This window comes from Citrobacter koseri ATCC BAA-895 (assembly GCF_000018045.1).
GTDB lineage: Bacteria > Pseudomonadota > Gammaproteobacteria > Enterobacterales > Enterobacteriaceae > Citrobacter_B > Citrobacter_B koseri.
The window spans coordinates 196,302-216,221 of the sequence record NC_009792.1 but is presented as its reverse complement, the minus strand read 5'-3'; the positions used below and the strand labels follow the sequence as shown (position 1 = coordinate 216,221).

The following is a 19,920-nucleotide window of genomic DNA, read 5'->3' as shown; positions in this document are numbered from 1 at the left end:
CTTTCGCGCCCTGGCCGCCCTACAACGATTCTTGCGAAGATTTTTTTAGCGCTTTGATCTCCTGGCGACGCATGCGAAAGAAATCACTGAGCAGCGCTGCGCACTCATCGCGTAACACACCTTCGGTGATCTCTACGCGGTGGTTCATGCCCGGATGATGCAATACGTCCATCAGCGACCCTGCCGCGCCGGTTTTCGCGTCGCGAGCGCCAAATACCACCCGACCAATGCGGCTGTGTACCATTGCTCCCGCGCACATCACGCACGGCTCCAGCGTCACGTAAAGCGTGGTATCCAGCAAACGGTAGTTCTGAAGCACCAGCCCACCCTGACGTAGCGCCATGATTTCAGCGTGCGCAGTGGGATCATGATGACCTATCGGACGGTTCCAGCCTTCGCCAATGACGCGATTGTTATGCACCAATACCGCGCCAACCGGCACTTCACGCTCATCCCAGGCGCGTTTCGCCAGCGTCAACGCATGACGCATCCAGTATTCGTGGCTAAATTCAACATCAGACAAAGGAGACACTCCGGTAATAAAAGCGGGCGCATTATACATGGGCGCTATCGTTAACTCTATTCGAGTTGCTGGAGCTCCCCTCGCGGCGTGACGCGCCAGCGATGCTGGCAAAAATAGAGAAGCGGGTTATCCTGCTTACTGTCGCTGTAGCCGCTGTACAGACGTAACGGCGCACCAATCTGGCGTTCCAGTTGGGCGACCTTCTCGTGCCCCAGACAGCGCATAGTCAGCAGCCAGCCGCCGTAGCCACGCCGCATCTGGCTGGCGATCAGGTTCACGCGCGGCAGCCAGAGCGTATCGAAATAGACCTGTTCCACCAGCGATTGCGGAGAGCCGGTAATCAGCCAGATATCAGCGTCAGAGCTTAACAGATAGGTCGTCAGGCGCTCCTGAACAACCGGAAACGCCGTGACGTTATCGCGAAACCAGCGAACGAAATCCGCCTGATGCGCCTTGAGCCGCGCTTCACTGTGACCGAAGGTACAACCCCATAACAGCAGGCTCATCGGCCAACGCGCCGCCCGACCTTTAATCAACAAGCCAATCCCGATAACCGGCAATAACGGCAGCACGAGCAACGCATTCAGCGGCTGGCGACGCAACAGATAACGCAGGAAACTGCCAAACATATCCTGCTGGTGCAACGTACCGTCCAAATCAAAAAATACGACACGACGCTCGTGATTAACCAAACCCTACTCCTCTGGATTGTTGAAGCCCAATAGCCGGGTCAACCGAAACCCGGCGATAATCGTTACCAGATAGACTAACAGATAGAACCTCAATTTTCCGGTAACGTTAGCGTTCTAACGCCGCCCGTAGAAATCCCTGGTGAGCGGACAATTTCGCCCTTGCGTCTTCGGCATTCAGCCCGGTAAGCGCCATCAGAATGGCCGGTTTAACCTCAAAATCTGTCTGCTTAAGCAGCGCTTCGGCCTCTTCACGCGTAATCCCGGTAGCCTCAACCACCATCCGGCACGCTCTGTCGACGAGCTTAACGTTGGTGGCTTTCATGTCCACCATCAGGTTCTGGTACACCTTGCCGAACTTCACCATCGCCCCGGTGGAGATCATATTGAGCACCAGTTTTTGCGCAGTACCGGATTTCAGTCGCGTCGAACCGGTTAGCGCCTCCGGCCCAACGACCGGCGAAATGGCGATGTCAGCCTCACGCGCGATGGGAGAATCGGGATTACAGGAGATAGCCACCGTGACGCAGCCCACCTGACGTGCGTATTTCAACCCGCCAATGACGTACGGCGTACGACCGGACGCCGCCAGCCCGACAACCAGATCCTGCGCGGTCACGTTAAGCGCCAGGAGATCGTCCTCCCCTAACTGCTGACTGTCTTCCGCGCCTTCCACCGCTTTCAGCAGCGCGCCGGGCCCGCCGGCAATCAGCCCGATCACCAGCCCGTGCGGTACGCCAAACGTTGGTGGGCATTCGGAGGCGTCCAGAACGCCAAGGCGTCCGCTGGTGCCTGCGCCCATATAAATAATGCGCCCTCCCGCCTTTAAGGCGTCGGCGGCGGCATCTACCGCGCGGGCAACGTCTGGCAGCGTCTCTTTTACTGCTTGCGCTACAAGCGTATCCTGTTGATTAAAACGATGAACCAGCTCAAGCGTAGGGAGTGCGTCAAGATCCATAGTCTGTGGATTGCGGGTTTCTGAAACTAACGAGCCGAGATTCATTTTTGTTCCTTAGGAATTTTTAATTCATAATAACTATAATAATGGAATATTATATTCTTTCGGGCGAGGGAAAATCTTTTTATGATCCCCGTCATGTTTTTCGCCAGGAGTCCTCATGAACTGTTTGATTCGTATACGTCAGCGTTATCCGGACCTCGCACAAAGCGATAAAAAGCTTGCTGATTATATTCTTGCTCAGCCGGATGATACACGGCATCTCAGCTCACAACAGCTTGCCGTTGAGGCGGGCGTCAGTCAGTCCAGCGTGGTGAAATTCGCGCAGAAACTGGGCTTTAAAGGCTTTCCGGCACTGAAGCTGGCGATCAGCGAAGCGCTGGCCAGCAATCCAAATCCTCACTCTATTCCGGTACATAATCAGATCCGGGGCGACGATCCGATGCGGCTTGTCGGCGAAAAATTGATCGAGGAAAATGTCGCCGCAATGCACGCAACGCTCGATGTTAACAGCGAAGAGAAATTGTTCGAAAGCGTCATGATGCTGCGCAATGCCCGGCGTGTTGTCATAACCGGTATTGGCACATCGGGCCTGGTGGCGCAGAACTTCGCCTGGAAGCTGATGAAGATAGGATTCAATGTCGTCGCCGAACACGATATGCATGCGCTGTTAGCCACCGTGCAGGCGCTGGCGCCGGACGATCTCCTGCTGGCTATCTCCTATAGCGGCGAGCGCAGAGAGTTGAATATGGCGGCGGATGAAACGTTGCGGGTGGGAGGAAAGGTTCTGGCGATCACCGGCTTTACACCGAATGCCCTGCAACAACGCGCCACTCGTTGCCTGTATACGATCGCCGAAGAGCAGGCCACGCGCAGCGCCGCAATCTCCTCTACGCATGCGCAGACGATGTTGACGGATTTGCTCTTTATGGCGCTGGTACAGCAGGATTTGGGGCGCGCGCCGGAGCGTATTCGCCACAGTGAGGCCCTGGTAAAAAAACTGGTCTGAGCAAAGAATGCGCGTATAATGCCCGCCCGGTTTGTGATGTTTTGAGAGTTTCCTGATGGCCCTGTTAATCACTAAAAAGTGTATCAATTGCGATATGTGCGAGCCTGAATGCCCGAATGAGGCGATTTCAATGGGCGACAGCATTTACGAGATTAACAGCGACAAGTGCACCGAATGCGTGGGCCATTACGAAACGCCGACCTGCCAGAAGGTGTGCCCGATCCCCAATACCATTCTCAAAGACCCGGCGCATGTCGAAACGGAAGAACAGCTGTGGGATAAGTTTGTTCTGATGCATCACGCGGATAAGCTGTAATTCTCCCTGATGGAATGACGCCAGGCCGGATGGCGGCGTAAACGCCTTATCCGGCCTACAAAGACCCGAATCTAGCTTTCGATGATCACCGTCGCACAGGCGTAATGACGTTCATCCGCTAATGTCACATGCATATGCGCCACGCCCAGCCTCTCCGCCAGTTTCAACGCCTCGCCCCACAAACGCAAACGCGGTTTACCCAGCTCATCGTTAAACACTTCAAACTGATTGAACGCCAGCCCGTTGCGAATGCCGGTGCCGAACGCTTTTGCCGCCGCCTCTTTTACCGCAAAACGCTTGGCGAGAAAACGCACCGGTTGCTGATGCGTCTCCCAGATAGCCCATTCGTTGTCGCTAAGCACGCGTCTTGCCAGGCGCTCTCCAGAACGGGAGATCACCGCCTCAATGCGGGCGATCTCCACAATATCCGTGCCTAACCCCAGAATCGCCATTAGCCGCGCGCTTCCAGCATCAGGCGTTTCATCTCGGCGACCGCCTCTTTCAGGCCGCTCATGACCGCCCGCCCAATAATGGCATGACCGATGTTCAGTTCATGCATTTCCGGCAGTGCGGCAATGGCCTGCACATTGTGATAGGTCAGGCCATGACCGGCGTTCACTTTCAGCCCCAGGCTTGCCGCAAACGTCGCCGCTTTGGCGATACGCGCCAGTTCCTGCGCTTGCTCAGCATCCGTTTTGGCATCCGCATAACAGCCAGTATGGATTTCAATGTACGGTGCGCCAACGTCCGCAGCGGCTTTAATCTGTTCTTCATCGGCATCAATGAACAGCGATACCAGAATGCCTGCATCTGCCAGCCGTTTGCAGGCATCACGCATTTTGTCACGCTGACCCGCGACGTCCAGCCCGCCTTCGGTGGTCACTTCCTGACGTTTTTCCGGCACCAGGCAGCAAAAATGCGGCTTCGTCTCAACGGCAATCGCCAGCATCTCTTCAGTCACCGCCATTTCCAGATTCATACGCGTATCCAGCGTCTGGCGCAAAATGCGTACATCACGGTCGGTAATATGGCGACGATCCTCGCGCAGGTGTACGGTTATACCATCCGCCCCCGCCTGCTCGGCGATAAACGCCGCCTGTACCGGGTCCGGGTAAGCAGTACCACGCGCATTACGTAAAGTGGCAATATGGTCAATGTTGACGCCTAACAGTAATTCAGCCATGACAATCCTCGTTAATCATTATTCGTATTTTCTGCCCGCCCTGGCCGTTTCGGCATAAACTGTCGAAACAGTTCCCGGCTTTTTAACGGCTTACCACCAAGATACGGCTTTAGCGCCATGCGGGTAAAGCGTTTCGCCGCGCGCAACGTATCAACATCAGGAAATTCTCGTGCATCCAGCGCTTTCAGATGCCGCCCGGTAAAGGTGCTGTTATCAATGACCACGCTGGCCATGAATCCCTTCTCTTCGCGATAGCGGTAGGTCATGGTGTCATCGACCGTCTCGCCGCTCCCTGCGCAATGCAGAAAATCCACGCCGTAGCCCAGATGCCCCAGCAGGGCGAGTTCGAAACGGCGAAGCGCAGGTTCGGGCGAACCGGTCGCGCCAGCCAGCGACTGAATACAGTTCAGGTAATCAAAAAAGAGTTCAGAGAAGCGCGTTTCGTATTCCAGAACGCGGGAAAGCAGTTCGTTGATGTACAAACCGCTATAAAGCGTGATACCGCTTAAGGGGAGCGCCAGAGAGACCGCTTCAGCGCTGCGTAAGGTTTTCACCTCGCCGCGCCCGCCAAAGCGGAGCAACAGTGGCGTAAAAGGTTGTAATGCGCCTTTCAGACTGGAACGTTTAGAGCGTGCGCCTTTGGCAACCAGACGCACGCGTCCCGACTCTTCCGTGAAGACGTCCAGCATCAGGCTGGTTTCGCTCCAGGGGCGACTATGCAGGACGAAAGCTCTCTGCCAGCCTTCCACGTAGTGCTAACTCAGAGGTCGTCTACATAACCGAGACTGCGCAGCGCACGCTCGTCATCGGCCCAGCCGGATTTCACTTTCACCCACAGTTCCAGGTGTACCGGCGCTTCGAACATTTCCTGCATGTCTTTTCGCGCTTCGATACCGATGGTCTTGATTTTGGCCCCTTTGTTGCCAATGACCATCTTCTTCTGCCCTTCGCGCTCAACGAGGATCAGGCCGTTAATATCGTAACCGCCGCGTTCGTTAGAAACGAAACGTTCAATCTCAACGGTTACGGAATACGGCAGTTCGGCACCGAGGAAACGCATCAGTTTTTCACGGATGATTTCAGACGCCATAAAGCGCTGTGAACGATCGGTGATGTAATCTTCCGGGAAGTGATGAGTCGCTTCCGGCAGGTGCTTACGCACGATACCAGCGATGGTATCCACGTTCATGCCAGTTTCCGCAGAAACAGGCACGATATCGAGGAAGTTCATCTGGCTTGCCAGGAATTGCAGGTGCGGCAGCAGATCGGCCTTTTCCTGTACGTTATCCACTTTGTTAACGGCCAGAATGACCGGCGCTTTACCGTCGCGCAGTTTATTCAGCACCATCTCGTCGTCCGGCGTCCAGCGGGTGCCTTCCACGACAAAAATGACCAGCTCAACGTCGCCAATCGAGCTGCTTGCCGCCTTGTTCATCAGGCGGTTGATGGCGCGTTTTTCTTCCATATGCAGCCCCGGCGTATCAACATAGATAGCCTGGTACGCCCCTTCGGTATGGATACCAACGATACGGTGACGCGTGGTCTGCGCTTTACGGGACGTGATCGAGATCTTCTGTCCGAGCAGCTTGTTCAACAGGGTGGATTTGCCTACGTTCGGACGTCCGACGATGGCAATAAATCCGCAATAGCTTTTATCTTCGCTCATTCCAGCTCCAGTTTTTTCAGTGCCTGTTCGGCGGCAGCCTGCTCCGCCTTACGACGGCTCGAACCCGTGCCAACCACCGGTTCACTCAGGCCGCTGACCTGGCAGTGGATAGTAAATTCCTGATCGTGTGCTTCGCCGCGCACCTGCACCACCAGATAAGACGGCAGCGGGAGATGACGACCCTGCAAATATTCCTGCAAACGCGTTTTCGGATCTTTTTGTTTATCGCCCGGGCTGATTTCATTCAGGCGCGTTTGATACCAGTTAAGGATCAACTTCTCGACGGTTTGGATATCGCTGTCGAGAAAAACGCCGCCGATTAACGCTTCTACGGTATCCGCCAGAATAGATTCACGACGGTAGCCGCCGCTTTTCAGTTCACCTGGCCCTAAACGTAAGCATTCACCCAGATCAAATTCACGGGCCAATTCCGCCAGCGTATTGCCGCGCACCAGCGTGGCGCGCATACGGCTCATATCACCTTCGTCCACACGCGGGAAGCGGTGATAAAGCGCGTTGGCGATAACAAAGCTCAAAATCGAGTCGCCTAAAAATTCTAAACGCTCATTGTGTTTACTGCTGGCGCTGCGGTGGGTTAATGCCTGCTGCAACAGCTCCTGATGAGTAAAAGTGTAGCCCAGCTTCCGTTGAAGCCGATTAATTACGATGGGGTTCATGCGATACCAATAAATGAATGCGTCAACAATTCAGCACACGAAACAGACCTGAGGAAACCAACGCTGTTTAGTGTGCCGTGGCAACCTGACGGCGCCAACCTAAAACTTCGGGGGAATATTCTATACACAACGACAGGGGATGTCGTTAGTCTGCGGAGATTTATCCAATAAATAATTCATGTTGTCGCCGCAATGACGACAACATGAACGATTATCAGAAATTAATGGATCCCACCAATACGGCTTAAGCGTACGCCGGTCGGCCATTCACCTTCCTGTTTGTCGAAACTCATCCAGATCGCGGTCGCTTTACCAACCAGATTCGCTTCCGGTACAAATCCCCAGTAACGGCTGTCCGCGCTGTTATCGCGGTTATCACCCATCATGAAGTATTGTCCTGGCGGTACGATCCAGGTCGCCAGTTGCTGCCCCGGCTGACGGTAATACATCCCCGCCTGATCCTGCGCGATCGGTACGGTCAGAATACGGTGGGTTACGTCTCCCAGCGTCTCTTTACGCTCCGCCAGACGAATGCCGTTATCTTTCGTTTCGTTTAACGGCACTTCGAAGAACCCACTGCTGGCTTCTCCCCCATTACGGCGGGCAAAGGTCTGCACGAAATCGCTGGGCTGAACGTCAGAGTAAGTCACCGGCAGCGCGTTTTCACACGCCTGACCGGAACGGCATCCTGGCTGTACAGTAACCTCTTTGGCTACCGGATCGTACGTCACTTTGTCACCCGGCAGGCCGACAGCGCGTTTAATGTAGTCCAGGCGCGGATCTTCCGGGTATTTAAAGACCACGATATCACCGCGTTTCGGATGACCCGTTTCAATCAACGTTTTCTGGTAAATCGGATCTTTAATTCCATAGGCGAATTTCTCCACCAGAATAAAGTCACCGATTAACAGCGTCGGCATCATCGAACCCGACGGGATCTGGAAAGGTTCATAGATAAATGAGCGCACCACCAGCACAATCGCCAGTACCGGAAAAACCGAAGCCCCTGTTTCCAGCCAGCCCGGCTTAGGCGCCACTTTTTTCAACGTGGCTTTATCCAGTGAATCACCCGCAGCGGCCTGTGCCGCTGCCTGACGTTCCCGACGTTTTGGCGCGAAGATAAATTTATCAACGCACCATAAAATGCCCGTCACCAGTGTGGCAATCACCAGAATCAGGGCAAACATATTCGCCATGCCAACTCCTTAGGATTATTTGCTGTCTTTACCGACATGCAGAATGGCGAGGAACGCTTCCTGAGGCAGTTCGACGTTACCGATCTGCTTCATTCGCTTCTTACCTTCTTTCTGTTTCTGTAGCAGCTTTTTCTTACGGCTGATATCACCGCCGTAACACTTGGCCAGAACGTTTTTACGCAACTGCTTCACGGTAGAACGCGCAATAATATGCGTGCCAATCGCTGCCTGAATCGCAATGTCGAACTGCTGACGAGGGATCAGCTCTTTCATCTTCTCCACCAGCTCACGACCACGGCTCTGCGAATTACCACGGTGAGTGATCAGCGCCAGCGCATCGACACGTTCGTTGTTGATCAGCACGTCGACGCGCACCATGTCGGACGCCTGGAAGCGCTTGAAGTTATAATCCAGCGACGCATAACCACGAGACGTTGATTTCAGGCGGTCGAAGAAATCGAGCACCACTTCCGCCATCGGGATTTCATAAGTCAGCGCCACCTGGTTACCGTGGTACACCATGTTGGTCTGGACGCCGCGCTTCTCGACACACAGCGTAATGACGTTGCCCAGGTATGCCTGAGGCAGCAGCATGTGACACTCGGCAATCGGCTCGCGCAGTTCATAGATGTTATTCAGCGGCGGCAGCTTGGACGGGCTATCGACATAGATAATCTCTTTCGCCGTAGTTTCCACTTCGTACACAACGGTCGGCGCGGTGGTGATCAGATCCAGATCGTATTCACGTTCCAGACGCTCCTGAATGATCTCCATGTGCAGCAGACCCAGGAAGCCACAGCGGAAGCCGAAGCCCAGCGCGGTTGAACTTTCCGGCTCGTAGAACAGAGAGGCATCGTTCAGGCTCAGCTTGCCGAGCGCATCCCTGAAGTTCTCATAGTCATCAGAACTCACCGGGAACAGACCGGCGTATACCTGCGGCTTCACTTTTTTGAAGCCCGGCAGCGCTTTCTCTGCCGGATTACGCGCCAGCGTTAATGTATCGCCAACCGGGGCGCCATGAATGTCTTTAATTGCGCAAACCAGCCAGCCTACCTCGCCGCACTTCAGTTTGGTACGGTCAATCTGCTTTGGCGTGAAGATCCCCAGACGGTCAGCGTTATAAACCTGCCCGGTGCTCATCACTTTGACTTTGTCGCCTTTACGCATGGTGCCGTTTTTAATACGCACCAGCGACACTACGCCGAGGTAGTTATCGAACCAGGAGTCGATAATCAGCGCTTGCAGCGGGCCTTCTGGATCGCCTTCCGGCGGCGGGATATCGCGCACCAGGCGTTCCAGCACATCCTGTACGCCTACGCCGGTTTTTGCCGAGCAGCGAACGGCATCGGTCGCATCAATGCCAACAATGTCTTCGATCTCTTCAGCCACACGCTCAGGATCGGCGGCTGGCAGGTCAATCTTGTTCAGAACCGGCACCACTTCGAGATCCATTTCCATCGCGGTATAGCAGTTCGCCAGCGTTTGCGCTTCGACGCCCTGCCCGGCGTCAACCACCAGCAGTGCGCCTTCACACGCCGCCAGTGAGCGGGAAACTTCATATGAGAAGTCAACGTGGCCTGGGGTGTCGATAAAGTTCAGGTGATAGGTTTCACCATCAGCCGCTTTGTAATCCAGCGTCACGCTTTGCGCTTTGATAGTAATACCGCGCTCACGCTCAAGATCCATTGAGTCGAGAACCTGCGCTTCCATTTCACGGTCAGACAGGCCACCGCAGATCTGGATAATGCGGTCAGACAGCGTCGATTTACCGTGGTCGATATGAGCAATGATCGAAAAGTTACGTATGTTCTTCATATAGAGTAATTATTGTGCCTTACGCCTGCCTGAGCAGGCTCTTAGAAGTCGCTGTTCTGAGCTTAACGTCTGTTTAACTGAAACGCCGCATTCTACACTACAACACTGAGGCGAGGAAATGTTCATACAGCAAGGATAGCGGGAACCGGAAACGGCATCGCTTTTCTGATGTAAAACGTCGTAAGGGAAGCATGACGCCCAATAGCGCGAGCTTATCGGGCATGGGAGGTCTGCTTATCGTTCCCAGGCCGGATCAGGCGAAGCCGCCATCCGGCAAAAATATCACGGGTTCGTTTCGGAAGATGGTGTTTCAACGCGAACCAGACCGGGAGGAAGAGCAACGTTAAGAATGACCGGCTGCCAGGCCTCGCGTTCAGCCAGTTTACGCGAGTAGCCGCGCGCAATCAGAAAACCCCCGACGCCGCCCAGCACCGCGCCGCTCAACGCGGCAATATCAGAACCAAACAGTACCTGGAACAACGCCGCGAAGATAAACAGCCCAACCAGCGGCGACAGGTAAACCAGCATTGCTGACCCCAGCAGGCTGCCTTCGGCAATGCCCAGTTCCACTTTTTGACCAGGCGCCAGCGGTTCGGCACTTGGCACCACAATGGTATGTGTGGTTTGCGGCCCGAGTTTATTCAGCACGCGACTGCCGCATCCGGCCCGTGAGGCGCAACTGCTGCACGATGCTTTGACGTCGCAGCTCACCAGTGCCTGGCCATTTTGCCAGGAGACAACGGTCGCCCACTCTTTAATCATTGTGCCGCCCCGAACTTAATATTGTCCGCAATGCGTTTCGCGGTTTGCGGCGGAAGTTCGCCGACAATCGTAATTTCAGCGTTTTCACGTACGCTGGTGCTGACCGTTCTGCGCCCGGTTCGCAGCATCTGATCGGTGCTGTTCTGCGTCGCGCGATTCACGTTCACAGAGAAACTGAACAGGCCGTCAGAATAGAGGCGTGACTCGATAGGCAGATTATCCATTGTAGGCAGCGGGCGTCGGCTGCTGGAGACTTCGCTAAACCCTTGCGGCAACCACGTCGGGCTCCAGTTAAACTTCGCCTTTTCCCCCACAGGAACAGAGAGCAATGGCGGCAAATTCGCTTTTGCCAGCATCTGCATGCTATTACCGACGTCCTGATTCACGGCGAAGGAAATCACGCGGAACTGCTCCAGCGTTTCACCATCCCGATCAAGGAGATCCACCCGCATCGGCAGCTTTGTTTCGGTATCCAGCCATACGATATAGCTGTAACGGGTGCCGTCGCGCGCGACAACACGAATGACTTCACACAGCCTGTCGGCAATGCGGGTGCGGCCTACGGAAATAAAGTCATACCAGGGAGAAAGACGTTTAAAGTCGGCATAGATAAGGGACGGCAGAGAATCGACAATATAGTCGCCGTTCAGGGTGAATGGTTCGAGCCCAGGTTCGAAGTAGCTGATTTCGTTACCACGCTGCACCACTTCCCGGCGCGGGCCATCCATTTGCAACAGTTGTGCAAGAGGACGATTGTCCAGGCGTGCATGTCGATAACGCAGAGACTCAACGCCTTGTTTATTGATGCTGACGAATGACAGCTCGTAATTCAGTGACTGGCTGGCCAGATTCATCTGCTGCAATAACGCCCCGGACGCAGTATTGGCCGAGGCGTTAACAGAGAAGAACAGGCTACCCGCCACAAGTGACATGGCAAACCAAAGTTGCTTCATTACTGCGATTGCGTTCCTAAAGTTTGAATTCCTGGCACCTGTACAGCGGCTTGCTGTGTTTGCGCCTGCTCAAACTGAAGCTGTTCGGAGTGCAGTCGGCGTTGCAGTTCGTAATCCTGCAACATGGCATTAATGCGACGACGCTGCTCCTGCACCTGCTGTTGCTGACCGCCGTTAGCCGTCGCGTCAGAAGGTACTCCCAGGCTCACCGGACTGGCTTTGCCCATCATCGGTAATGTATTGAATACCGGCGTTTCGGGCTGCTGGGACGTTTCAGATTGTCCATTATAGTGCTGGACGCCAACAATAACTGCAAGTGATACGCATGCAGCCACACCCATTTGAGTGAGCTGCGCCGCCCACGGACGCATTTTCTGCCAGAATGGCATTTTCTGCCACTGGTGCGGTGCGGGCTGGGCCTCAGGAATCAGCGGCGCCGTCTGGCGTACCGGCTCATTTTCGATGGCGGCCATTACGCGGGCGGAAATATCGAAATGGAGAACGTCAGCGGTATCACCCCGCATGGAATCGCGGATCAGGTGATAACTCTCCCATGTTTTTTGCATTTCCGGGTCGTGAGCCAGTTCTTCCAGCAGCTCACTGTCCAGCGTTTCGCCATCCATTAAAGCGGAAAGTTTTTCTTTCTGCATGCCTAATACCTTTTCCAGTATCCCGCTATCGTCAACGCCTGATAAGCGGTTGAACTTTATTATCAATAGCTTCCCGCGCACGGAAGATACGTGAACGCACCGTACCCACCGGACAATCCATGATAGCGGCTATCTCTTCATAGCTCAGGCCATCCAGCTCCCGCAAGGTTATTGCCATGCGTAAATCCTCGGGGAGGGACTCAATAGTTCGGAAAACTATCTGTCTCAGCTCTTCTGACAACATTAAGTTCTCAGGGTTCGAAATTTCTTTCAATGCGCCGCCACTTTCGAAGTTTTCTGCGTCAATCGCATCAACATCGCTGGAAGGCGGCCTGCGTCCCTGAGCAACCAGGTAATTCTTCGCCGTATTGACGGCAATACGGTACAACCAGGTATAAAAAGCGCTATCCCCCCGGAAAGAATCCAGCGCGCGATAGGCCTTAATAAATGACTCTTGCACCACATCGGGAACATCGCCCGACGGTACATAGCGGGAAACCAGGCTCGCCACTTTATGCTGGTAGCGCACTACCAGTAAGTTAAAGGCTTTCTGATCTCCCTTCTGGACCCGTTCAACCAGGACCTGGTCCGTTAACTGCTCGCTCATCCGAGGTAAAGTCTCCCCAAACCAAATTTCCACGCGCTCTCGAAACGCCACTCCATAAACTGCACTATGAGCAAGCAACAGCTTAGAGTGTCTCTTTTTCGTAAAGTTCCGTTACGCATCTGTTTTTGTTTGTCATGTTGTAGACAGATCATTATCTCTCATTATAAGTCTACAGAGTCTGAACAACGCACTATCTGTATAGAAATGCCCTTTTAGCCGCTTGAAGAGTAACCCAACAGCCACTTTATTTCATCACATAATCTGGCGCTAACGGCCTGCTTCGCAAAATATTTTCTTTGTTTTACTTCCCCTTGAATTTTCCTTTAATGTTTAGCCATTGCAACACATTCAAAAATAAAACGTGCTGTATCGCGCAGTATGGTGCTATGCTGCCCAAACACTGTTTAGTAAATTAAACAAACGCTATGACTACGACTCCTGAACTTTCCTGTGACGTGCTGATTATTGGCAGCGGTGCTGCCGGACTCTCTCTGGCGCTGCGCCTGGCTGAAAAACATCAGGTGATTGTCCTGAGTAAAGGCCCGGTGAGCGAAGGCTCAACGTTTTATGCTCAGGGCGGTATTGCCGCCGTTTTCGACGAGACGGACAGTATCGATTCGCATGTTGAAGATACGCTGATCGCCGGGGCCGGTATTTGCGATCGCCACGCGGTGGAGTTTGTTGCCAGCAATGCCCGCTCTTGCGTACAGTGGCTTATCGATCAGGGGGTATTATTTGACACCCAGGTGCAACCGAACGGGGAAGAGAGCTACCATCTGACCCGTGAAGGCGGCCATAGTCATCGCCGTATCCTGCATGCGGCTGACGCCACTGGTAAAGAAGTGGAAACCACCCTGGTCAGCAAGGCACAGAACCATCCGAATATTCGCGTACTGGAGCGGAGTAACGCCGTCGATCTGATCATCTCCGATAAAATCGGCCTGCCAGGAACACGCCGCGTCGTCGGTGCCTGGATCTGGAATCGGAATAAAGAGTCGGTCGAAACATGCCACGCGAAGTCAGTCGTTCTGGCGACAGGCGGGGCATCGAAAGTGTATCAGTACACCACCAACCCGGATATCTCTTCCGGCGACGGTATCGCAATGGCCTGGCGCGCCGGGTGCCGCGTCGCGAATCTTGAATTTAATCAGTTCCACCCTACCGCGCTGTACCATCCTCAGGCACGAAACTTTCTGCTGACGGAAGCGCTGCGTGGCGAAGGGGCGCATCTCAAGCGCCCGGACGGCACGCGCTTTATGCCTGATGTTGATGAGCGTGGCGAACTGGCTCCGCGCGATATCGTCGCCCGCGCCATTGACCACGAAATGAAGCGTCTCGGCGCAGACTGCATGTTCCTCGACATCAGCCATAAACCGGAAGCGTTTGTGCGTCAGCACTTCCCAATGATTTATGAAAAATTGCTGGGGTTGGGAATCGATCTGACTAAAGAGCCGGTTCCGGTCGTACCTGCCGCCCACTACACCTGCGGCGGCGTGATGGTCGACGATTTTGGCCGAACCGATGTGGACGGTCTGTATGCCATTGGCGAAGTAAGCTATACCGGCCTGCACGGCGCGAATCGCATGGCGTCCAATTCTCTGTTGGAGTGTCTGGTGTATGGCTGGTCAGCGGCAGAGGATATCGACAGACGTATGCCGTATGCCCGTAGCGTTAGTACGCTTCCGGCCTGGGATGAAAGTCGCGTTGAAAACCCGGATGAGCTGGTCGTGATCCAGCATAACTGGCATGAGCTACGTCTGTTTATGTGGGACTATGTCGGCATTGTGCGCACCACCAAACGTCTGGAGCGCGCCCTGCGACGCATTACGATGCTGCAACAGGAAATCGACGAATATTACGCTAACTTCCGCGTATCGAATAATCTGCTGGAGCTGCGCAACCTGGTGCAGGTCGCGGAACTGATTGTGCGCTGCGCGATGATGCGTAAAGAGAGCCGTGGCCTGCACTATACGCTGGATTACCCCGCATTGCTGCCGGAATCCGGCCCGTCGGTGCTTTCGCCGCTCAACGCTTACATGAACAAATAAAACGCCTGGGTCAGCGCCGTGTACCCTTCAGAGTAAAGCTGGTCTGGCCCACGAATCACCAGGCGATCGCTAAAGCATTCCCCCGTTCGCGGGGAAAATGCCAACAGTACCCGATGAGGCAATCGCGACTCCGTTTCGGCTACGTCGGTACGTAAACGCAAATGCCAGCCCATACTTAACGCCTGCTGCGTGAAGGTGTTGCCAGTCTGTTCCGGCAGCACCACGCAGAAGAATCCCTCTTCCGTAATACATTCAGCCGCGGTGGTAAGTAACGCTTCGTGATCGAGCGTGGTGGTATAACGCGCCTGCTCTCGCTGCGGCGTTGCGCATTCCACCCCTTGTTCATAATAAGGCGGGTTACTGATGATAAGATCAAAGCGCGCGGTCTGGCGCGGCACCCACTGCCGGACATCTTCCGTATGCACCGTTATCCGCTGCGGCCACGGTGAGTGGGCGATATTCTCCTGCGCCTGCGTCGCCGCTTCGCTGTCCAGCTCAACGGCATCAATGGTGACGCTTTCGTCGGTACGCTGCGCCAGCATCAGCGCCAACAGACCGCTGCCGGTACCAATATCGAGGATCCGCGTTACGCCTGCGACTGGTGCCCATGCTCCCAATAAAATACCATCAGTACCGACTTTCATCGCGCAGCGATCGTGCGCCACGAAAAACTGCTTAAAGGTAAATCCATTACGACGAAGTGTGGATGTAGACTGGGACATGAAAGAACAACCTTCCTGGAAAAACGGCAATAGCGTAGGGTGAAAACAATACCTGAGAAGCGATATCCATACAAACAGATGAAGATTGCAGCCGTAACGTCTATAATCAGCGCCCCACACAGAGGTAGAACATGACTGTAACGACTTTTTCCGAACTTGAACTCGATGAAAGCCTGCTGGATGCCCTCCAGGATAAAGGCTTTACTCGCCCGACCGCCATTCAGGCTGCCGCCATTCCGCCTGCGCTCGATGGGCGTGATGTACTCGGTTCTGCGCCGACAGGCACCGGTAAAACGGCGGCATACCTGCTGCCAGCGTTGCAGCACCTGCTCGACTTCCCGCGTAAAAAATCCGGTCCGCCGCGTATTCTGATCCTTACGCCGACCCGCGAACTGGCGATGCAGGTTGCCGATCACGCCCGTGAACTGGCGAAACACACCCATCTGGATATTGCGACAATCACCGGCGGCGTGGCTTATATGAACCATGCCGAGGTGTTCAGCGAGAACCAGGATATTGTGGTCGCCACCACGGGTCGCCTGCTGCAATATATTAAAGAAGAAAACTTTGACTGCCGCGCGGTTGAAACGCTGATTCTTGATGAAGCCGACCGTATGCTGGACATGGGCTTCGCCCAGGATATCGAGCATATCGCAGGTGAAACCCGCTGGCGCAAACAGACCATGCTGTTCTCCGCTACGCTGGAAGGCGGCGCGATTAACGATTTTGCTGAACGTCTGCTGGAAGATCCGGTCGAGGTCTCAGCGACCCCGTCTACCCGCGAACGCAAAAAGATTCATCAATGGTACTACCGTGCCGATGACATTCAGCACAAAACCGCTTTGCTGGTACACCTGTTAAAACAACCTGAAGCCACCCGTTCTATCGTCTTCGTGCGTAAACGTGAGCGTGTACATGAGCTGGCAGGCTGGCTGCGCGAAGCAGGCATCAATAACTGCTATCTCGAAGGCGAGATGGTACAGGGTAAGCGTAACGAAGCGATCAAACGTCTGACCGATGGCCGCGTGAACGTGCTGATCGCAACCGACGTCGCCGCTCGCGGGATTGATATCCCTGATGTAAGCCATGTTTTTAACTTCGATATGCCACGCAGCAGCGATACCTATCTGCACCGTATCGGCCGTACCGGACGTGCAGGGCGTAAAGGAACGGCGATTTCCCTGGTAGAAGCGCATGACCATCTGCTGCTGGGAAAAGTGGGTCGCTATATTGAAGAGACGCTGAAAGCACGCGTCATTGATGAATTGCGTCCAACCACTCGTGCGCCGAGCGAAAAACTGACCGGCAAGCCGTCCAAGAAAGTGCTGGCTAAACGTGCTGAGAAGAAAAAACAAGAAAAAGAGAAGCCGCGCGTGAAGAAACGTCACCGTGATACCAAAAACATTGGTAAACGCCGCAAGCCTGCTGGTACGGGTACGGACGCGCAGAAGCAGTCCAACGAAGAGTAAAAAAACGCCGGGGCTAACCCGGCGTTTTTATGTTATCAGTCAGCCTTACAGGCTTTCAGTAAAGGTACGAGCGATAACGTCGCGCTGCTGTTCCGGCGTCAGGGAGTTAAAACGCACGGCATAGCCAGAAACACGGATGGTCAGCTGCGGATATTTTTCCGGGTGCTTAACGGCATCTTCCAGCGTTTCGCGACGCAGAACGTTAACGTTCAGGTGCTGACCGCCTTCAACGCGAACTTCCGGTTTTACTTCCATCGGAATTTCACGGTATTCGATTTCACCCAGTTTGTTCACTGCAACCACTTCATCTTCGGCAAAACCAGCTTTCGCCGCGATGCAACGTGCTTCGCCTTTTTCGCTGTCCAGCAACCAGAAAGAATTCAGCAGGTCGTCGTTAGCGGCTTTAGTAATCTGGATACCTGTAATCATGTGATGCCTCCCCGGCAAAAGTGTTTGATTATGATCGGCCTGTTAGCGGCCAATTGGTAAAACCATTGTTGCTTGAGTGTATATATACCCCTCACACACCCTTGATTCTTTGATTTAAATCAACAAAAACCACACCACAAAGAGGGTGTTGCATGGAATTTATTGTTTTACATCAACTTACGCCATATCCACACATAAACTTTTTACATAAATTTTCAACTATCTTTAAGGGGTAGCCGGGTTTGTGACGCACGCGATTTTGCACCATAGAAAGAAGCAGTTAAGCTATGCAAATTGAAAAATTCGCAGGAGAGCGAGATGGCCACCGATTTAACCTGGCACGATGTGCTGGCAGATGAGAAGCAGCAGCCCTATTTTGTTAACACACTCCATACCGTTGCGGGCGAACGTCAGTCAGGAATGACAGTCTATCCTCCACAGAAGGATGTATTTAACGCGTTTCGCTTCACTGAACTCGGTAATGTCAAAGTGGTGATTCTGGGGCAAGACCCTTATCACGGCCCTGGGCAGGCGCATGGTCTGGCGTTTTCTGTTCGTCCGGGTATTGCCACACCGCCTTCTCTGCTGAACATGTATAAAGAACTGGAAACGTCCATACCGGGCTTTACCCGCCCGGCTCATGGGTATCTGGAGAGCTGGGCGCGTCAGGGGGTATTGTTATTAAATACCGTGCTGACCGTCCGCGCAGGCCAGGCGCATTCTCACGCCAGTCTGGGATGGGAAACCTTTACAGACAAAGTGATCAGCCTTGTTAACGAACATCGTGAAGGGGTCGTCTTTTTACTCTGGGGTTCGCACGCACAAAAGAAAGGGGCGATTATCGATCGCCAGCGCCATTACGTGTTGAGAGCGCCGCATCCGTCGCCGTTGTCGGCACATCGGGGATTCTTTGGCTGTAACCATTTTGTATTGGCGAATCAATGGCTGGAGCAGCACGGCGAGAAGCCGATTGACTGGATGCCGGTATTACCGGCAGAGAGCGAATAAGTTTTTGCTTTGCGCCGGGTGGCGGCTTCGCCTTACCCGGCCTACGAATCATTACCGCAGGCCCGGATAAGCGCAGCGCCATCAGGCGCTTACGCCGAGTACCCGGCCTACGAATCATTGCCGTAGGCCTGATAAGCGCAGCGCCATCAGGCACTTACACCTGATTATGCTTTATTCTGACGCCACCATTCGCCCAGCAATACGCCGGTTGCGACAGAGACGTTGAGGTTTTCAACATTTCCGGTGCCATCAATTTTCACGCACAGATCGCCAGGTTCACGCGCGGCTTCCGGCAGGGACTCCAGCTCACGCCCTAACACCAGCACCATTTTCGCTGGCAGCGCCGTACTAAACAACGGTTTGCCCTGATCGCTGGACGTGGTGACGATCGTATAACCCGCCTGACGGAAATCATCCAGCACATCCACAATGCTGTCGCCCGTGATCGGCTGAACATGCTCTGCGCCGCCTTCTGCCGTACGGATCGCCGCACCGGATTCAAGAAGCGCCGCGTCCTGTACCACCACGCCTTTTACGCCAAAGTGCGCACAGCTACGCATCATGCCGCCAAGGTTGTGCGGGTTAGCCACATCTTCCAGCGCCAGCACGCAATCCTGCGCGTCCGCCTGGCTTACCCACTGCTTAACGGTCGTACCGTTACGCTTTTTAATCAGGAAACAAACGCCGCCGTGGTGCTCAGTTCCAGAGGCTTTCGCCAGTTCAGCTTCATCCACAACGTGGTACGCTTTGCGGTTAGCCGCCATCCAGCGTAACGCTTCTTTAAAGCGAGGGGTCACGCTCTGAATGAACCATGCGCGGACAATCGCATCCGGGCGACTCTGGAACAGGGCCTGACAGGCGTTTTCGCCGTAGACACGGGTCTCTTCCGCACGCTGACGACGTAAAACTTCAGGGTCGATAAAACTTTTACCGCTGATTCCACCGTGATCGGCTTTCTCAGGCGTGTCATCGCCTGGCGCACGGGAAACGGTACGCCACGGTGAGTCTTCACGCTTACGATCGCGAATCTGACCGCTTCTTTCATCACGAGCATCGCGGGCGGGGCGACGGCCACCGTCAGTACGAGACTTTCCTGGACGACCTCCCCCTTTCCCGGTACGCGGGTTATGGGTGCGTTTATCAGAGTCATCATCACTGCGGACATACATCACTTTGACCTTGCCGCTTTTGTTCTTTAATTCATCGTTCATGCTTTTCTCCACCAGCGCTGCGCGAAGCG

Annotated in this window: 23 protein-coding genes and 1 pseudogene; 5 read left to right on the top strand and 19 right to left on the bottom strand. The window is 54.2% G+C overall.

What is annotated here, in order from left to right; all coding sequences use genetic code 11:
- Positions 1-19: 19 nt before the first annotated feature.
- The 4 genes and pseudogenes from tadA to murQ form a co-directional block, all read right to left on the bottom strand.
- The gene (gene tadA, locus CKO_RS01030; RefSeq protein WP_012131222.1) at positions 20-562 is read right to left on the bottom strand and encodes a tRNA adenosine(34) deaminase TadA; all 543 of its coding nucleotides are present in this window, start codon (positions 560-562) and stop codon (positions 20-22) included.
- 17 nt (positions 563-579) lie between these two features.
- Positions 580-1,215: a phosphatidylglycerophosphatase C gene (yfhb, locus tag CKO_RS01025; RefSeq protein ID WP_012131221.1), complete on the bottom strand. Its 636-nt coding sequence runs from the start codon at positions 1,213-1,215 to the stop codon at positions 580-582.
- Between the two features lie 3 nt (positions 1,216-1,218).
- Positions 1,219-1,320: pseudogene (locus CKO_RS23555) on the bottom strand (PTS transporter subunit EIIC); the annotation flags it as partial.
- Position 1,321: 1 nt separating this feature from the next.
- Positions 1,322-2,215 (bottom strand): N-acetylmuramic acid 6-phosphate etherase, encoded by an 894-nt coding sequence (gene murQ, locus CKO_RS01020; RefSeq protein WP_024130109.1) that lies wholly within the window; start codon positions 2,213-2,215, stop codon positions 1,322-1,324.
- A gap of 115 nt (positions 2,216-2,330) precedes the next feature.
- Between murQ and CKO_RS01015 the strand changes: the two genes are divergently transcribed.
- Both CKO_RS01015 and yfhL read left to right on the top strand, forming a co-directional pair.
- The gene (locus tag CKO_RS01015) at positions 2,331-3,179 is read left to right on the top strand and encodes a MurR/RpiR family transcriptional regulator (protein WP_012131219.1); all 849 of its coding nucleotides are present in this window, start codon (positions 2,331-2,333) and stop codon (positions 3,177-3,179) included.
- Between the two features lie 55 nt (positions 3,180-3,234).
- Positions 3,235-3,495 (top strand): 4Fe-4S dicluster ferredoxin YfhL, encoded by a 261-nt coding sequence (gene yfhL, locus CKO_RS01010; protein ID WP_012131218.1) that lies wholly within the window; start codon positions 3,235-3,237, stop codon positions 3,493-3,495.
- Between the two features lie 71 nt (positions 3,496-3,566).
- Here yfhL and acpS read toward each other — a convergent pair whose 3' ends face one another.
- The 12 genes from acpS to rseD form a co-directional block, all read right to left on the bottom strand.
- Entirely contained in the window at positions 3,567-3,947 is a 381-nt protein-coding gene (gene acpS, locus CKO_RS01005; protein ID WP_012131217.1) for a holo-ACP synthase, read from the bottom strand.
- Positions 3,947-4,678, bottom strand: coding sequence for a pyridoxine 5'-phosphate synthase (gene pdxJ, locus CKO_RS01000; protein ID WP_012131216.1), 732 nt, complete (start codon positions 4,676-4,678; stop codon positions 3,947-3,949). Before pdxJ ends, acpS begins: the two co-directional genes overlap by 1 nt.
- A gap of 11 nt (positions 4,679-4,689) precedes the next feature.
- Positions 4,690-5,427: a DNA repair protein RecO gene (recO, locus tag CKO_RS00995; RefSeq protein WP_024130108.1), complete on the bottom strand. Its 738-nt coding sequence runs from the start codon at positions 5,425-5,427 to the stop codon at positions 4,690-4,692.
- 11 nt (positions 5,428-5,438) lie between these two features.
- The gene (era, locus tag CKO_RS00990; protein ID WP_012131214.1) at positions 5,439-6,344 is read right to left on the bottom strand and encodes a GTPase Era; all 906 of its coding nucleotides are present in this window, start codon (positions 6,342-6,344) and stop codon (positions 5,439-5,441) included.
- Positions 6,341-7,021, bottom strand: a complete 681-nt coding sequence (gene rnc, locus CKO_RS00985; RefSeq protein ID WP_024130107.1) for a ribonuclease III — start codon at positions 7,019-7,021, stop codon at positions 6,341-6,343. The genes era and rnc overlap by 4 nt, the downstream gene beginning before the upstream one ends.
- A 221-nt stretch (positions 7,022-7,242) precedes the next feature.
- On the bottom strand, positions 7,243-8,217 hold the full coding sequence (gene lepB / locus CKO_RS00980; RefSeq protein WP_012131213.1) for a signal peptidase I: 975 nt from the start codon (positions 8,215-8,217) through the stop codon (positions 7,243-7,245).
- Between the two features lie 15 nt (positions 8,218-8,232).
- Positions 8,233-10,032: a translation elongation factor 4 gene (gene lepA, locus CKO_RS00975; protein WP_012131212.1), complete on the bottom strand. Its 1,800-nt coding sequence runs from the start codon at positions 10,030-10,032 to the stop codon at positions 8,233-8,235.
- A 282-nt stretch (positions 10,033-10,314) separates the two neighbouring features.
- The gene (rseC, locus tag CKO_RS00970; RefSeq protein ID WP_012131211.1) at positions 10,315-10,794 is read right to left on the bottom strand and encodes a SoxR-reducing system protein RseC; all 480 of its coding nucleotides are present in this window, start codon (positions 10,792-10,794) and stop codon (positions 10,315-10,317) included.
- A complete protein-coding gene (gene rseB / locus CKO_RS00965; protein WP_012131210.1) occupies positions 10,791-11,747 on the bottom strand; it encodes a sigma-E factor regulatory protein RseB in 957 nt (318 codons plus the stop codon). Before rseB ends, rseC begins: the two co-directional genes overlap by 4 nt.
- The gene (rseA, locus tag CKO_RS00960) at positions 11,747-12,397 is read right to left on the bottom strand and encodes an anti-sigma-E factor RseA (protein ID WP_012131209.1); all 651 of its coding nucleotides are present in this window, start codon (positions 12,395-12,397) and stop codon (positions 11,747-11,749) included. Before rseA ends, rseB begins: the two co-directional genes overlap by 1 nt.
- A 31-nt stretch (positions 12,398-12,428) precedes the next feature.
- A complete protein-coding gene (gene rpoE, locus CKO_RS00955) occupies positions 12,429-13,004 on the bottom strand; it encodes an RNA polymerase sigma factor RpoE (RefSeq protein WP_006176728.1) in 576 nt (191 codons plus the stop codon).
- A complete protein-coding gene (gene rseD, locus CKO_RS23215; protein WP_123907454.1) occupies positions 13,001-13,156 on the bottom strand; it encodes a rpoE leader peptide RseD in 156 nt (51 codons plus the stop codon). Before rseD ends, rpoE begins: the two co-directional genes overlap by 4 nt.
- Positions 13,157-13,429: 273 nt before the next feature.
- Here rseD and nadB point away from each other — a divergent pair, with 273 nt between their 5' ends.
- Positions 13,430-15,052 (top strand): L-aspartate oxidase, encoded by a 1,623-nt coding sequence (gene nadB / locus CKO_RS00950; RefSeq protein ID WP_012131208.1) that lies wholly within the window; start codon positions 13,430-13,432, stop codon positions 15,050-15,052.
- Here the strand turns inward: nadB and trmN are convergent.
- Complete coding sequence (gene trmN, locus CKO_RS00945; RefSeq protein WP_024130106.1) at positions 15,037-15,774, bottom strand: tRNA(1)(Val) (adenine(37)-N(6))-methyltransferase TrmN; 738 nt, start codon at positions 15,772-15,774, stop codon at positions 15,037-15,039. The two genes, nadB and trmN, sit on opposite strands and share 16 nt — an antisense overlap.
- A gap of 131 nt (positions 15,775-15,905) precedes the next feature.
- Between trmN and srmB the strand changes: the two genes are divergently transcribed.
- A complete protein-coding gene (srmB, locus tag CKO_RS00940) occupies positions 15,906-17,243 on the top strand; it encodes an ATP-dependent RNA helicase SrmB (RefSeq protein WP_012131206.1) in 1,338 nt (445 codons plus the stop codon).
- 45 nt (positions 17,244-17,288) lie between these two features.
- On the opposite strand, the gene grcA is transcribed toward srmB, so the two are convergent.
- Positions 17,289-17,672, bottom strand: a complete 384-nt coding sequence (gene grcA, locus CKO_RS00935; protein WP_012131205.1) for an autonomous glycyl radical cofactor GrcA — start codon at positions 17,670-17,672, stop codon at positions 17,289-17,291.
- Positions 17,673-17,990: 318 nt separating this feature from the next.
- Between grcA and ung the strand changes: the two genes are divergently transcribed.
- Positions 17,991-18,680 carry a uracil-DNA glycosylase gene (gene ung, locus CKO_RS00930; protein ID WP_012131204.1) on the top strand — a complete coding sequence of 230 codons (690 nt, stop codon included), beginning with the start codon at positions 17,991-17,993 and terminating at the stop codon, positions 18,678-18,680.
- Positions 18,681-18,844: 164 nt separating this feature from the next.
- Here ung and CKO_RS00925 read toward each other — a convergent pair whose 3' ends face one another.
- Entirely contained in the window at positions 18,845-19,891 is a 1,047-nt protein-coding gene (locus CKO_RS00925) for a tRNA/rRNA methyltransferase (RefSeq protein WP_012131203.1), read from the bottom strand.
- Between the last annotated feature and the right edge of the window lie 29 nt (positions 19,892-19,920).